Origin of the sequence: Olleya sp. UBA1516, assembly GCF_002323495.1 — a bacterium.
Lineage (GTDB): Bacteria > Bacteroidota > Bacteroidia > Flavobacteriales > Flavobacteriaceae > Olleya.
In genome coordinates, this window is sequence record NZ_DCQO01000012.1 from 59,231 (window position 1) to 74,972 (window position 15,742).

General features: G+C 33.1%; 13 protein-coding genes. All 13 read left to right on the plus strand.

The genetic code is table 11. The features are described 5' to 3' along the window. Nucleotides 1-61: 61 nt before the first annotated feature. Nucleotides 62-532, plus strand: a complete 471-nt coding sequence (gene mraZ / locus B2989_RS07760; RefSeq protein ID WP_292946877.1) for a division/cell wall cluster transcriptional repressor MraZ — start codon at nucleotides 62-64, stop codon at nucleotides 530-532. Next, complete coding sequence (rsmH, locus tag B2989_RS07765) at nucleotides 516-1,415, plus strand: 16S rRNA (cytosine(1402)-N(4))-methyltransferase RsmH (protein WP_292946881.1); 900 nt, start codon at nucleotides 516-518, stop codon at nucleotides 1,413-1,415. The genes mraZ and rsmH overlap by 17 nt, the downstream gene beginning before the upstream one ends. Before the next feature lie 2 nt (nucleotides 1,416-1,417). Then, nucleotides 1,418-1,735: an FtsL-like putative cell division protein gene (locus tag B2989_RS07770; protein ID WP_145006103.1), complete on the plus strand. Its 318-nt coding sequence runs from the start codon at nucleotides 1,418-1,420 to the stop codon at nucleotides 1,733-1,735. Nucleotides 1,736-1,797: 62 nt separating this feature from the next. Further along, nucleotides 1,798-3,750, plus strand: coding sequence for a penicillin-binding protein (locus B2989_RS07775; RefSeq protein ID WP_292947224.1), 1,953 nt, complete (start codon nucleotides 1,798-1,800; stop codon nucleotides 3,748-3,750). Then, complete coding sequence (locus tag B2989_RS07780; protein WP_292946885.1) at nucleotides 3,747-5,210, plus strand: UDP-N-acetylmuramoyl-L-alanyl-D-glutamate--2,6-diaminopimelate ligase; 1,464 nt, start codon at nucleotides 3,747-3,749, stop codon at nucleotides 5,208-5,210. The genes B2989_RS07775 and B2989_RS07780 overlap by 4 nt, the downstream gene beginning before the upstream one ends. A 65-nt stretch (nucleotides 5,211-5,275) precedes the next feature. Next, nucleotides 5,276-6,508 (plus strand): phospho-N-acetylmuramoyl-pentapeptide-transferase, encoded by a 1,233-nt coding sequence (gene mraY / locus B2989_RS07785; protein WP_292946888.1) that lies wholly within the window; start codon nucleotides 5,276-5,278, stop codon nucleotides 6,506-6,508. A gap of 43 nt (nucleotides 6,509-6,551) precedes the next feature. Continuing rightward, the gene (gene murD / locus B2989_RS07790; protein ID WP_292946891.1) at nucleotides 6,552-7,889 is read left to right on the plus strand and encodes a UDP-N-acetylmuramoyl-L-alanine--D-glutamate ligase; all 1,338 of its coding nucleotides are present in this window, start codon (nucleotides 6,552-6,554) and stop codon (nucleotides 7,887-7,889) included. 44 nt (nucleotides 7,890-7,933) lie between these two features. Continuing rightward, nucleotides 7,934-9,142, plus strand: coding sequence for an FtsW/RodA/SpoVE family cell cycle protein (locus B2989_RS07795; RefSeq protein WP_292946894.1), 1,209 nt, complete (start codon nucleotides 7,934-7,936; stop codon nucleotides 9,140-9,142). A 54-nt stretch (nucleotides 9,143-9,196) separates the two neighbouring features. Then, the gene (murG, locus tag B2989_RS07800; protein ID WP_145006114.1) at nucleotides 9,197-10,303 is read left to right on the plus strand and encodes an undecaprenyldiphospho-muramoylpentapeptide beta-N-acetylglucosaminyltransferase; all 1,107 of its coding nucleotides are present in this window, start codon (nucleotides 9,197-9,199) and stop codon (nucleotides 10,301-10,303) included. Next, nucleotides 10,303-11,655 carry a UDP-N-acetylmuramate--L-alanine ligase gene (gene murC / locus B2989_RS07805; RefSeq protein ID WP_292946899.1) on the plus strand — a complete coding sequence of 451 codons (1,353 nt, stop codon included), beginning with the start codon at nucleotides 10,303-10,305 and terminating at the stop codon, nucleotides 11,653-11,655. The genes murG and murC overlap by 1 nt, the downstream gene beginning before the upstream one ends. Further along, nucleotides 11,645-12,364: a cell division protein FtsQ/DivIB gene (locus tag B2989_RS07810; RefSeq protein ID WP_145006118.1), complete on the plus strand. Its 720-nt coding sequence runs from the start codon at nucleotides 11,645-11,647 to the stop codon at nucleotides 12,362-12,364. Before murC ends, B2989_RS07810 begins: the two co-directional genes overlap by 11 nt. A 3-nt stretch (nucleotides 12,365-12,367) precedes the next feature. Continuing rightward, nucleotides 12,368-13,693, plus strand: a complete 1,326-nt coding sequence (ftsA, locus tag B2989_RS07815; protein WP_145006120.1) for a cell division protein FtsA — start codon at nucleotides 12,368-12,370, stop codon at nucleotides 13,691-13,693. A gap of 71 nt (nucleotides 13,694-13,764) precedes the next feature. Further along, a complete protein-coding gene (gene ftsZ / locus B2989_RS07820; RefSeq protein WP_292946904.1) occupies nucleotides 13,765-15,738 on the plus strand; it encodes a cell division protein FtsZ in 1,974 nt (657 codons plus the stop codon). The last annotated feature ends 4 nt before the right edge of the window (nucleotides 15,739-15,742 follow it).

Genomic DNA, 15,742 nt, shown 5'->3' on the forward strand with positions numbered 1-15,742 from the left:
AAAATGTGGTAAAATTTTCAATATATTTGATTTTTACAAATTCTGACAATTAAAAACGGTTGTGAACTCATTAATAGGAACATACGAATGTAAAGTAGACGCAAAAGGAAGGCTTATGCTACCTGCTGCTCTGAAAAAACAGTTGGCTCCTGAGTTGCAAAATGGTTTTGTTTTAAAACGCGCAGTGTTTCAGGAATGTTTGGAGTTGTATCCAATGCAAGAATGGAATGCTTTAATGCAAAAAGTGAACAAACTTAATCGTTTTAAAAAGAAAAACAATGACTTTATCCGCAGGTTTACTGCTGGAGTAAAAATTGTTGAAGTCGATGCTAACGGTCGTTTGCTAATACCAAAAGATTTAGTTGCGTTTGCATCTATTGCTAAAGATATCGTGATGTCTTCAGCGGTTAATATTGTAGAAATTTGGGATAAAACGAAGTATGAAAAAGCTATTGATGATGCAGCAGATGATTTTGCTGATTTAGCTGAAGAGGTAATGGGTCAAGATGAAGAATATGACAGCATATCATAATCCAGTATTGTTAAACGAAACAGTAAGTGGTTTGGCTATTAAGCCAGACGGAATTTACGTGGATGTTACTTTTGGAGGTGGTGGACACAGTAAAGAGATTTTAAGTCGCTTGGGTGAAAACGGAAAGCTATATGCTTTTGATCAAGATGTTGATGCATTAGAAAATGCAATAGATGATCCACGATTTACTTTAATACATGAAAACTTTAGATATATCAAACGTTTTTTGCGTTTTCATGGTGTAAAGCAAGTGGATGGTATTTTGGCTGATTTCGGCGTGTCATCACATCAATTTGATGTTGCTTCTAGAGGATTTTCGACGCGTTTTGAAGCAGATTTGGATATGAGGATGAATCAAAATGATACTTTGTCTGCATTTCATGTTATTAATGAGTATGACGAGGAACAGTTAAAACAAGTGCTATCGCAATATGGAGAGCTTCGTGCTGCACCAGCAATGGCAGGTTTAATTGTAGAGCATCGTAAAAACGAAATAATTAAAACTAGTGATCAGCTTAAAAAGGTGTTACAAAGATTTTTGTCGCCTAAGCATGAAAACAAAATATTAGCTCAGATTTATCAAGCAATCAGGATTGAAGTAAATCAAGAGATAGAGGCTTTAAAAGAATTTTTACAACAAACACCTGAGGTTTTGAAGCCAGAGGGTCGTTTAAGTTTGATTTCATATCACTCCTTAGAAGATAGATTGGTAAAACGGTTTATTAGAAATGGGTTATTTGAAGGAGAGCCAGAACGTGATGTTTTTGGTCGTTTTGAAGTGCCATTAAAAAAAGTTGGAGGATTAATAATCCCATCTAAAGAAGAAATAAAAATTAACAACAGAGCGCGAAGTGCAAAGTTGCGTATTGCTGAAAAGATATAACATTGAAAAAAAGTATCTATAGCATATTAAGAGGGACTTTTTTAGTCAGCGAAGATTCATTTAAAAACTGGAAGCTTATCATATTTCTTTCGGTTTTAGCTATAGTAATGATAGCAAGTTCGCATAGTCTAGATAAAAAAGTACATCAAATTGCAAAGCTTAACAATCAAGTTAAAGAGTTGCGATCCGAGTTGTATGATGGAAGAACCAAACTTATGCAGTTAAAAATGGAATCTTCTGTTGTAAAAAAAATGAAAGAAAAAGGTTTGGCGCCTTCTGTTATTCCGCCAAAAAAAATAATTGTTAAACCGCAAACTTAGTTCCACTCGTGGCAGTAAACGAAAAGAACATATTAAACAAATTATATTTTGTCGCAGGATGTATGTTCATCTTTGGGCTGCTTGTGGTTGGAAAATTGTTAACCATTCAGGTTGTGCAAGGTGATAAGTATAGGGCTTTGGCAGATAAGCGTGCTATTAAGGACGTGGTTATACCAGCAAACAGAGGTAATGTTTATTCTGCAGATGGTAGTTTGTTGGCAACATCAATACCTAAGTATGATATCTTGTTTGATGCCATTACACCTTCAGACAAAAACTTTAAAGCGAACTTAAAACCATTAAGTGATGCCTTATCAAACTATACAGGTAAACCTTCAAGTTTTTATCAAAAAGAATTAGGGAAAGCTAGAGCTAATAAAAATCGTTATTTTTTATTAGCTAGAAATATTGGCTACTCGGAGTATTTAAAGTTTAGAGAATTTCCTCTATTAAAATTAGGAGCTTTTAAAGGTGGTTTAATAGTAGAACAGAAAGTTAAAAGAGAACATCCTTTGGGTGAAGTTGCGCAACGAACTATTGGTTATGAGCGTACTGATGATGAAGGTAATGTGACCAGAGCAGGTATTGATGGTGCTTTTGGTGTCGATTATTTAAGAGGAAAAGATGGTAAGCGTTTAAAACAAAAAATAGGTAAAGGACAATGGAAACCTATTTTAGATTACGATCAAGTTGAGCCTAAAGATGGGTTTGATGTCTATACTACTATTGATGTTAATATACAAGATATTGCGCATCATGCATTACTGGAACAATTAGAGTTGTATCAAGCAGAGCATGGAACAGTTGTGGTGATGGAAGTTGAAACAGGTGAAATTAGAGCTATTTCAAATTTAGGTAAAACTGCATCAGGTCATTATTGGGAAAAAAGAAACTATGCGGTGTACGAAGCGCATGAGCCTGGATCTACGTTTAAGCTTATGGCTTTAATGGCTGCTCTGGAAGATAACAAAATTGATACGTCAGATGTTATTGATACGGGAAATGGTTATAAGGTATTTTATGGTAGAGGTATAAAAGATTCTCATGGTAATGGAAAGATATCTGCAGCCAGAGCATTTGAAGTGTCTTCTAATATTGGGATAGCAACAATTGTAGATAATGCTTATGCAAAAGATCCAAACCGTTTTGTAGATATTTTAAGTAACTGGAATTTAGATAAAAAATTAGGTATTTCTATAAAAGGAGAAGGGCAACCAATGATTCCTAGACCAGGAGATGGTAAATGGAGTCGTAATGCTTTACCGTCTATTGCTTATGGTTATAATCTTAAAATCACACCTTTACAAACTTTAACGTTTTATAATGCTGTTGCAAATAATGGTGTTATGGTTAAGCCAAGATTTATTAGAGAGGTAAGGGATTTAAATAAGCAAATAGAGGTTTTTGATAAAACTATTATCAATGAAAAAATATGTTCAGACAAGACCTTGCGTGCAGCTCAAGAAATGCTTAAAAATGTGGTTGTAAAAGGGACAGGTAGATCATTGTACTCGGACTATTTTTCTATGTGTGGTAAAACAGGAACTGCAAGGGTAGAATATTGGATGGATGATTGGGCAAAAAATCCACGTTACATTTCTTCGTTTGCTGGATATTTTCCATTGGACAAACCTAAATATTCATGTATTGTAGTGATCCATAAGCCTAGTGTTAAAAAAGGATTTTATGGTGCTGATGTTTCTGGTCCAGTGTTTAAAAAAATAGCTCAAAAAATATTTACAGATACGCCATTAATTGATCAAGTAGCATCATTAAATGTTAAGGATATAAAAGTAGATAAAGAGTATGAAAGCTATTATAAAATAGCAAATACTTATAAAACAATTATGCCAGATGTAACAGGATTACCTGTTATGGATGCTATGGCTTTGTTAGAAAACATGAACGTAAAAGTAAATGTTAAATGTCAAGGCCAAGGGACTGTAAAAAGTCAGTCAGTTAATAAAAACACCAAATTAAAAGATAATCAAACTATAGTTTTAGAAGCCTCGTGATTTCATTAAAAGACATATTATATAAAGTAACGCTAGATGCAGTTGTAGGAAGTACAAATATCTTAGTGCGCAATATTCATTTTAATTCTCATAATGTAGCAATTAACGATGTTTTTGTGGCTGTTAAAGGTAGTCTTACAGATGGACATCAGTATATTGAAAGTGCAATCCAGCAAGGCGCAATTGCTGTTGTTTGTGAAGAGTTTCCAAGTGTGACTAAAGCTGGAGTTACTTATGTTAAAGTGGATGACTCAAGTGCAGCTTTAGCAATAATGGCTTCAAATTTTTATGGTAATCCTTCAGATAACTTAAAGTTAGTTGGTGTAACAGGTACCAATGGAAAAACCACGATTGCCTCGCTTTTGTATCAATTGTTTAAAAAAGCAGGTTATAAAGTTGGTTTGCTTTCAACTGTAAAAATTATGGTGGATAATCAGGAGTTTCCTGCAACGCATACTACACCAGATTCTTTAACTATCAATAGATACTTAAAGCAAATGAATGATGAAGGTGTTGAGTTTTGCTTTATGGAAGTCAGTTCTCATGGAATACATCAAAATAGAACATTAGGATTAACGTTTGAAGGCGGAATATTTACAAACCTTTCTCATGATCATTTGGACTATCACGATACGTTTGCTGAATATAGAGATGTTAAAAAAAGATTTTTTGACGAATTGCCTAAAACAGCATTTGCATTAACTAATGGTGATGATAAAAACGGAAGCGTAATGCTTCAAAACACCAAAGCAAAACAATATACTTATGCTTTAAAAAGTTTTGCAGATTATAAGGCTCAGATTTTAGAAAATCAGTTTAATGGTTTGTTATTAAAGCTTAATGATAATGAGGTTTGGGTTAGATTAATCGGGAACTTTAATGCTTATAATATCCTTGCAATTTTTGCTACTGCAGAACTTTTAGGATTGGAAAAAGAAGAAACTTTAAGGTTGATAAGTGAGTTAGAGAGTGTAAGCGGACGTTTTCAATTTTTAATTTCTGACCAAAAAATAACTGCAATTGTAGATTATGCTCATACACCAGATGCATTACAAAATGTTTTAGAAACTATTAACGATATCAGAACCAAAAATGAGGACGTAATTACTGTTGTTGGTTGTGGTGGAGATAGGGATAAAACTAAGCGTCCAAAAATGGGTCACATAGCTTCAGCGCTTAGTACTAAAGTTATTTTTACAAGTGATAATCCACGTACAGAAGTGCCAGAAGTTATTATTGAAGATATTGAAAAGGGTGTCGAGCCTCAAAACTTTAAAAAAACAATGTCGATTGTGGATAGAAAGCAAGCTATTAAAACAGCTTGTCAGTTAGCAAACCCTAACGATATTATTTTAATAGCAGGTAAAGGACATGAAACCTATCAAGAGGTAAATGGAAAACGCCATGATTTTGACGATTTTAAAATAGTTCAGGATTTTTTAAAACAGTTACAAAAATAATAATTGAATTTAAGCTAAACGTAACACCATTTAAAACGGTTTAGCTAAATAAAAAAGCAATATAAATGTTATACTACTTATTTGAATTTTTAGAAAAAAACTACCAATTTCCAGGTGCTAGTGTGTTTCAATTTATCACATTTAGGGCAGCTCTGGCTATTATTTTATCATTGTTATTTTCTACAATATTTGGTAAACGTATTATTGTAGCGTTACAAAAAAAGCAAGTAGGAGAGTCGGTTAGAGATTTAGGTTTAGATGGGCAGTTAGAAAAAGCAGGTACGCCAACTATGGGAGGGATTATTATAATTCTTGCTACGTTATTGCCAGTGCTATTACTAGCTAGATTGGATAATATATATGTCATCATGTTAATTGTAACCATGTTATGGATGGGAGCAGTTGGATTTACAGATGACTATATAAAAGTGTTTAAAAAAGATAAAAAAGGCCTTAGCGGAAAGTTTAAAGTGTTAGGACAAGTGGGTTTAGGGTTATTTGTTGGTGCGATAATGTATTTCCATCCAGGAATTACTATCAAAACAGAAAAAGTTAATCCAGTTTTTGAAACAGAATTAATAACTCAAAGTTCTGAAAGAGAATTTAATGTAGAGGAGCAGTCGCTAAAAACAACCATTCCTTTTGTAAAAGATAATGAGTTTGATTATTCAAATTTGGTTACGTGGATGGGAGAAGATTATGCTAAATATGCATGGTTGGTGTTTATACCAATAGTAATATTTATAATCACAGCAGTTTCTAATGGTGCTAATCTAACGGATGGTATCGATGGGTTAGCAGCAGGTAGTTCGGCAATTATAGTCTTTGTACTAGCAATATTTGCTTTTATCTCTGGTAACATCGTTTTTTCAGATTATCTCAATGTTATGTTTATACCACGACTGGGTGAAATGGTTGTGTTTATAGCTGCTTTTGTCGGAGCATTAATCGGGTTTTTATGGTACAATACATATCCTGCTCAAGTATTTATGGGAGACACAGGTAGTTTGACAATAGGTGGTGTTATCGCTGTAATAGCAATAGCAGTAAGAAAAGAGTTGTTGATTCCTGTGTTATGCGGAATCTTTTTTGCTGAATCTTTGTCTGTAATTTTACAAGTTAGTTATTTCAAATTTACACGTAAAAAATATGGAGAAGGACGACGCATATTTTTAATGTCTCCTTTGCATCATCACTATCAAAAAAAGGGCTATCACGAAAGTAAAATAGTAACTCGCTTTTGGATTGTTGGAATTTTTCTTGCAATACTGTCGATAGTAACATTAAAGTTAAGATAAAAGCTAAGACTTAAATTAATAAAGTCTATACGTTAAAATATAAATGAAAAAACAAAAACTAGTCATATTAGGAGGAGGAGAAAGTGGTGTTGGTACAGCGCTTTTAGGAAAGGCAAATGACTACGCAGTATTTGTTTCTGATAAAGGAAAAATAAAAGAAAAGTACAAGCAAGTTCTTATACATAATGAGATTGAATGGGAGGAAGAGCAGCATTCTGATAATAAAATTTTAGAAGCTGATCTTGTTATGAAAAGCCCAGGAATTCCTGAAAAAGTGGCAATAGTTAAAGCACTTATTAATAAGGGAGTGCCTGTAATTTCAGAAATCGAGTTTGCAACTCAATTTACCAACGCAACCATTGTTGCTATAACAGGTAGTAATGGTAAAACAACAACAGCTATGTTAGCACATCATGTGTTAAAACAAGAGTTGGACGTTGGGTTGGCAGGTAATATTGGAGATAGTTTTGCAAAACAAGTTTTGGAACATAATTACAAAAATTATGTTTTAGAGATTAGTAGTTTTCAATTAGATGGTTGCATCAATTTTAAGCCAAATATTGCAGTAATTACCAATATAGTTCCAGATCATTTGGATAGATATGATTATAAGTTTGAAAATTATATCGCTTCAAAATTTAAGATTACCCAAAATCAAACAAAAGAAGATTACTTAATATATGATGCAGATGATGAGGTGATTTTGCAGTATATAAATAACAATAACATTCAAGCTACATTATTACCGTTTTCGTTAACTAAAACAATAGAAAATGGTGCGTATTTGGATCAAGACAACATTATAATAACAATTGATAATAATCAGATAATTATGCCAACAAAAAATATCGCTCTAGAAGGAAAACACAATACTAAAAATGCTATGGCTGCTTCAACAGTAGCGCATTTATTACAAATTAGAAAACAAACAATACGCGAAAGTTTAGAAAATTTTCAAGGTGTGGAGCATCGTTTAGAAAATGTACTTAAAATCAATAAAGTGCAGTACATAAACGACTCTAAGGCTACAAACGTAAACGCGACTTACTTTGCTTTGGATAGTATGGAATCGCCTACAGTTTGGATTGTTGGAGGTGTGGATAAGGGTAATAATTATCAAGAATTATATCCTTTTATTAATGAAAAAGTAAAGGCTATCATTTGTTTGGGTGTTGATAACGAAAAGCTGTTGGCAAGCTTTGGTAAAATGGTTGATGTTATTGTTGAAACACAGTTTATGAGTGAAGCTGTTAAAATAGCTTATAAGTTGGCAGAGGCTGGAGATAGTGTGTTGTTGTCTCCTGCATGTGCAAGCTTTGATTTATTTGAAAATTATGAAGATAGAGGTAGACAGTTTAAAGATGCTGTAAGAAACCTTTAATGTGATATCAAACGGTTTAATATATAGTTAGTTCTAAAAAGTAAATGCAAAACACAATAATAAATAATATAAAAGGCGATAAGTTAATATGGGCAATTTCTGCGCTATTAGCTATATTTTCGTTTTTACCAGTATATAGTGCTGCAAGTAATTTGGCATATATTGGTGGAGATGGTAATACCTTTGGTTTTTTTATTAAACATTTAATGCACTTGTTTTTAGGTTTTTCAATTATGTACGGAGTGCATAAAATCCCTTATCGTTATTTTAGGGGATTGTCAATGGTTATGATGCCTATTGTATTTGTGTTGTTAATTTTAACAATTCTTCAAGGTACAACTATTGATGGTGCCAATGCTAGTCGTTGGATAAGGATTCCGTTTGTAAATATGTCATTTCAAACATCAACGTTGGCAGCTGTTGTTTTAATGGTGTACATTGCTAGGTACTTGTCTAAAATTAAAGACAAAACGATAACTTTTAAAGAGTCTGTTTTGCCTTTATGGATTCCAATTTTTATAATTTTGGCATTAATATTACCGTCAAATTTTTCCACTACAGCAATCATATTTGTAATGACTAGTGCTTTGTTATTTTTAGGAGGTTATCCTCTTAGATATTTAATAGCAATGGGTTTTGCAGGCATCGTTGGATTAACCATGTTTATATTGGTGGCTAAAGCATTTCCAGACGCAATGCCAAATCGTGTTGATACATGGATGAGTAGGATTGACAGTTTTTTTAATGGTGAAGATTCAGAAGAAGACTATCAAATAGAAAAAGCTAAAATTGCAATAGCCTCAGGAGGTATAGTAGGTGTTGGTTCAGGAAAAAGTATTCAAAAAAACTTTTTACCTCAATCCTCTTCCGATTTTATTTACGCCATTATTGTTGAAGAGTATGGTTTAATTGGTGGATTGGCATTAATGATTTTATACATGTGGTTATTATTTAGAATTATAATTGTTGCACAAAAAGCAGATACCGTTTTTGGAAAATTATTAGTACTAGGTGTTGGTTTGCCTATCATTTTTCAGGCTATGATTAATATGGCTGTAGCTGTTGAGTTGTTTCCTGTAACAGGGCAAACATTACCATTGGTTAGTAGTGGAGGAACAAGTATATGGATGACGTGTTTGGCAATTGGAATAATTTTAAGTGTAAGTGCAAAACGAGAAGAAATTATAAAAAAAGAAAAAGATTCTGATGACACAAATCCGTTAGATATCTTATCAGAAACATTAGAAGATTAATTTTTAAAAAAATATAGGCTAAATCTATTTTCAATACGTAGTTTAAAAAGTAAAGTGAGTAATACAAATAAAGCATATAAGATAATTTTATCAGGTGGAGGCACAGGAGGCCATATCTATCCTGCAATTGCAATTGCTAACGAGCTGAAGTTGCGCTTTCCGGAATCGGAATTTTTATTTGTTGGTGCAAAGGATAGAATGGAAATGGAAAAGGTACCACAAGCTGGCTACCAAATTAAAGGATTATGGATTACAGGAATTCAGCGTCAATTAACGCTTAAAAATATGATGTTTCCATTTAAACTAATTAGTAGTTTATGGAATGCAAAAAAAATAATCAATCAATTTAAGCCAGATGTAGCTATTGGTACAGGTGGTTTTGCTAGTGGTCCATTATTACATGTTGCTGCTTTAAAAGGAATTCCAAGCTTAATTCAAGAACAAAATTCTTATCCAGGAATAACTAACAAATTACTGTCTAAAAAAGTAGCCAAAGTATGCGTTGCTTATAATGGTTTAGAGCGATTTTTTCCTTCAGAAAAGATTATCAAAACGGGTAATCCTGTTAGACAAGATTTATTGGATATTTCTTCTAAAAGAGCAGAAGCAATTAAGTATTTTAATTTAATTGAAGGTAAGCAAACCTTATTAGTTTTAGGCGGAAGCTTAGGTGCAAAAGCAATTAACGAGTTGATGGTTGATGAGCTTGATTTTTTACAAACACTAAACGTCCAAGTAATATGGCAATGTGGTAAGTTGTATTATCAAACGTATAAGTTATATGGTAACACAAAACATGTACAAGTCCATGAGTTTATTAATAAAATGGATTATGCATATGCTGCAGCAGATTTTATAATATCACGTGCAGGAGCAGGATCGGTAAGCGAGTTGTGTATTGTTGGTAAACCGGTTGTATTTGTACCTTCTCCATACGTTGCAGAAGACCATCAGACTAAAAATGCAAATGCCATAGTTAAAGAAAACGCAGCACTATTAATCGCTCAAGAAGATTTAAAAGTTGACTTTAAAAATAAATTTGGACAACTAGTAGCTTCTAAAGAAAAACAAGAAGAGTTAAGTCAAAATATTAAAAAATTAGCATTAGTAAATGCAACTAAGGATATAGCTGACGAAGTTGAAAAACTATTAAATAAATAATGAACTTAAATAACATACATAACATCTATTTTATCGGTATTGGAGGTATTGGTATGTCTGCTATTGCGCGTTATTTTAATGCTAATGGTAAACAGGTTGGTGGTTATGATAAGACAAAAACAGATATTACAGATAGTTTAGTTGCTTTAGGTATTTCAGTAACTTTTAAAGACGATATTAGTGATTTAGAATCTCATTATTTAAATCCAGAAACAACTTTAATAGTTTATACGCCTGCAGTGCCTAAAAACCATACGCAATTAAATTATTTTTTAGATAATACATTTAAAGTGCTTAAGCGATCTGAGGTTTTAGGTTTAATTACACAGCATTCGTTTTGTTTAGCAGTTGCTGGTACACACGGTAAAACAACTACAACAAGTATATTAGGGCATTTACTTAATGAGTGTGACGTAAAGTTAACTGCATTTTTAGGTGGTATAAGTGAGAATTATAATTCTAATCTTATATTAAATGGTGATAAAGTAAGCGTTGTAGAAGCAGATGAGTTTGATAGATCCTTCCTTACTTTAAGTCCAGATATGGCATGTATTACATCCATGGATGCAGATCATTTAGATATATATGGTGACGCTTCAGAGTTAATAAAAACGTTTGAAGATTTCACTAAAAAGCTAAAACCTAACGGTAAATTGTTTGTTAAAAACGGATTGCCATTAAATGGAATTACCTACGGTATTGAAGACAACGCAGACTATTCTGCACAAAATATAACCATTAAAGATGGTACTTATATTTTTGATGTTAAAACGCCAAAAACGGTACTAAAGCAATTTAAATTTAATCTACCTGGTAGACATAATTTGTCAAATGCTTTAGTTGCTTTAGCAATGTCATTAGAGTATGGATTGCCTCATGACCAACTTATAAAAGCATTAGCATCTTATAAAGGGGTTAAGCGCAGATTTACATATCAAATTAAGACAGATGACATCGTTTTTATAGATGACTATGCGCATCATCCAGAAGAGATAAATGCTGTACATCAAGCAGTCAGAGAGATGTATCCAAATGATAAGGTTGTTGCAGTGTTTCAGCCTCATCTTTTTTCAAGAACTAAAGATTTTGCGCAAGACTTTGCAAAAAGTTTAGCGCAGTTTGATCAAATCTTGCTTTTAGATATCTATCCAGCAAGAGAATTACCAATAGAAGGCGTAACGTCGGACTGGTTATTAGGTATGATTGACAATAAAAACAAAAAAATAGTTACTAAACAAACAATGATTCAGCATATTAAAGCAAGTAATGCTAGAATAGTGTTGACCATTGGAGCAGGAGATATTGGTGCAGAAGTATCAAAAATTAAAAAAGAATTATTAAATGAAAGCTAATTGGAGCTATATAAAAATGGGATTACTACTAGGTTTAGTAGTATTTTTGTATGCCTTCTCTTCAGCAAGAAGTGGTAAAAGATTAGTGTCAAAACCTAACATAGAATTTATAGGAAATAAAAACCTATTTATCACGCATGAAGATGTTAGTAAGTTGTTAATACAAAATCAACAAAGTGTAACCAACAAGTCCAAAGAAATTTTAGATTTGAATTTGTTAGAGACAACCCTAAATGCAAATCCAATTGTCGAGTTTGCAGATGTTTACGTTAGCGTGACAGGTAAGTTAACAGCCAAAGTAAAACAAAAAACGCCTATTGCCAGAGTGGTAACAGACGCATCTTTTTATGTAGATAGCAATGGTGGCTACATGCCACTATCAAATAACTACACAGAGCGTGTACCAATGGTAACTGGTTTTGTCAATAAAAAAGATTTAGAAAAGGTTTATACCATAGCAACAAAAATTCAGGAAGACACGTTTTTGAAGACGCATGTGGTGCAAATTCATCAAAATAAAAACAGTACAATTAATCTTAAGTTAAGACAGTGTAATTTTGTAGTCAAATTAGGCAGTTTAGAACAATTGGACAAAAAAATTAATAATCTAAAGGCTTTTTACTTAAAGGCTACAAAAGATAAAGCTTTAGATAATTACAGTATAGTAAACTTACAATTTGGTAATCAAGTTGTATGCACAAAAGCATAAGTTATGGAACAAAACATTGCAGTAGGATTAGACATAGGAACCACAAAAATTGTGGCTATGATTGGTCGTAAAAACGAATATGGTAAAGTCGAAATTTTAGGCATAGGTAAGTCTAAAAGCTTGGGTGTGCATCGTGGTGTAGTAAATAACATAACACAAACCATACAATCTATACAGTTAGCCATTAACGAGGCAGAAGCTGCAGCAGCAACAAAAATTGAAGGTGTTACAGTAGGTATTGCAGGACAACATATTAGAAGTTTACAACATAGCGATTATATCACTAGACCAAACAGCGAGACTGTTATTGACGAGGAGGATATAGAGCGTTTAATCAATCAAGTACACAAATTGGTAATGCTACCAGGAGAAGAAATTATCCATGTGTTACCTCAAGAATATAAAATTGACGGTCAAGCCGAAATTAAAGAGCCTATCGGTATGTATGGAGGTCGTTTAGAGGCCAACTTTCATGTTGTTGTAGGTCAAGTATCTTCTATCCGAAACATTGGACGATGCGTGCAAAGTGCTGGATTAGCATTAGAAGGAATTACTTTAGAGCCTCTAGCTAGTGCCAATGCAGTATTAAGTCAAGAAGAAAAAGAAGCAGGAGTAGCATTAATCGATATAGGAGGTGGTACAACAGACTTAGCTATTTTTAGAGACGGAATCATACGTCATACAGCAGTTATTCCTTTTGGAGGAAATGTAATAACAGAGGATATAAAAGAAGGTTGTTCTATTATTGAAAAACAAGCCGAACTTTTAAAAATAAAATTTGGTAGTACTTGGCCAGGAGAAAATAAAGACAATGAAATTGTCTCAATTCCAGGATTAAGAGGACGTGATCCTAAAGAGATAACTTTAAAAAACTTATCTAAAATAATCCATGCAAGAGTTGTAGAGATTATTGAGCAAGTGTACGTTGAGATCAAAAATTACGGTCACGAAGAACAAAAAAAGAAACTAATCGCAGGAATCGTTTTAACAGGTGGAGGAAGCCAGTTAAAACATTTAAAGCAACTGGTAGAATATATAACAGGTATGGATACCAGAATAGGCTATCCAAACGAGCATCTTGCAGGAGATAGTGATGACGCAATAACCAGTCCTTTATTTGCAACAGCAGTAGGATTAGTTATGGACGGATTAAAACGTCAAGACCGCAAAAAAGCAGAAGCAGTGATTGAAGAAGAAATTCAAGCACAAGAAATTGCAAACGAAGAAGTGCCAGAAGTAGAAAAAATTGAACCACCTAAAAAACAACGCAAGTCGTTTTTAGATACGTTAACAGAAAGAGTAAAAGACTTTTTGGATAACGCAGAATAATAAATACATAAGAATACTAAGCGATGTATGTATCGCTAAAAAATAATAATTGATCCAGTAAAATAGAATTTATGAGCAGCAACAACGAATTCGAAAACATAGCATTTGACTTACCAAAAAACCAATCTAATGTCATTAAGGTCATTGGTGTAGGTGGAGGAGGTAGTAATGCCATAAACCACATGTTTCTTCAAGGAATAAAAGGTGTAGATTTTGTCATTTGTAATACAGATGCACAAGCACTTCAAAACAGTGGTGTTCCAAACAAAATCCAATTAGGTTTAAACTTAACAGAAGGATTAGGTGCAGGAGCAAATCCAGACGTAGGAGAGCAATCAGCTGTAGAGAGTTTTGACGATTTACAACGCATGTTAGATACTAACACAAAAATGATATTTATTACAGCCGGAATGGGTGGAGGTACTGGTACAGGTGCAGCTCCAATCATAGCAAAAATGGCTAAAGATTTAGATATCTTAACCGTTGGTATTGTAACAATGCCTTTTCAATTTGAAGGTAAAATGCGTAATGCTCAAGCCCAAGAAGGAATTGAAAAATTACGTAAAGAAGTAGATAGTTTAGTTGTGATTAATAACAACAAACTACGTGAAGTATATGGTAACCTAGGATTTAAAGCTGGTTTTTCTAAAGCAGACGAAGTCTTATCTACTGCAGCACGTGGTATTGCAGAGGTAATTACACATCACTACACACAAAACATCGATTTACGTGATGCTAAAACAGTACTTAGTAATAGCGGAACTGCTATTATGGGATCTGCTTCTGCATCAGGTCAAAATCGTGCGCACGAAGCGATTTCTAAAGCATTAGATTCACCATTATTAAATGATAATAAAATTACTGGAGCCAAAAACGTATTGTTGCTAATCGTTTCTGGTGCTCAAGAAATTACTATTGATGAAATTGGAGAAATCAATGATCATATTCAAAATGAAGCTGGTCATGGTGCAAATATTATAATGGGAGTTGGTGAAGATGACAATTTAGAAGAGTCAATTTCAGTAACAATTATCGCAACTGGTTTTGATGTTGAACAACAAAATGAAATTTCTAATACCGAAACTAAAAAGGTAATCCATGCATTGGAAGATGACCAAAATATGGAGCAGGATTTAAACAAAAAAGAAAAAGAGCCTGCGATAATCTTACCAAGTATTGAATTAGAAGAAAAGAAAGAAACACCTAAAGCAGTTGTACATACATTAGATTTAGAAGAAGATACGGATGACCAATTATCAGCTTTTGAAATCGCGCAAGTAAACAAGCAAAAAAGTACAACACTTAACGATCAAGATTTAGTTCAAACCACTCAGTCAATAAAAAATATAGATGTTAACTACACACAAGTTAATGCCTTAATAGACGAGACAGAAGAGTTTAATATCACTTCTTCAAGTGCTTCAGTAGATCAGGTTAATCATATTGAAGAGACTGAAAAGAAACAACAAATTACCTTAAGTTTTGATATGCCATTATCAGAGCCAGAAGTAGAGCCTGTTGTGGAAGAAGAAAAACCTGTTATTATGAATTTAACAGATGAAATCAGCAACTTAGAAGTTAATGATTTTGTAGAAGTTGTTCCAGTAACAGAAAACTCGCAGTCAGGAGAAATTAGATATGCTTTAGACGACTACGATGAGGTAGAAACTAATACAACTAAAGTATCAGAAGCTAAAGTTGAGGTTGATAAAGAAGTGGTTTTTGAGAAAAAACAAATTGAAGCTCAAGAATTAGAAGTGGATATTGATGCTGAGGTTGATCCAATGAATACTCCAATTTCTGAGTTACTAAAAAGTAGAGCAGATGAGCGCAGAAAGAAAATGAAAAATTTTAATCATAAATTCAATAGCTCAAAAATTGAAGATATAGAAAAGATTCCAGCATATAAACGTCAAGGTTTAGAGCTAGAAGACAGACAACACTCGTCAGATAATAATATTTCAAGAACATCTTTAGGTGTGGATGAAAATGACGACATACAATTAAGAAGCAATAATTCTTTTTTACACGATAATGTAGATTAATAAT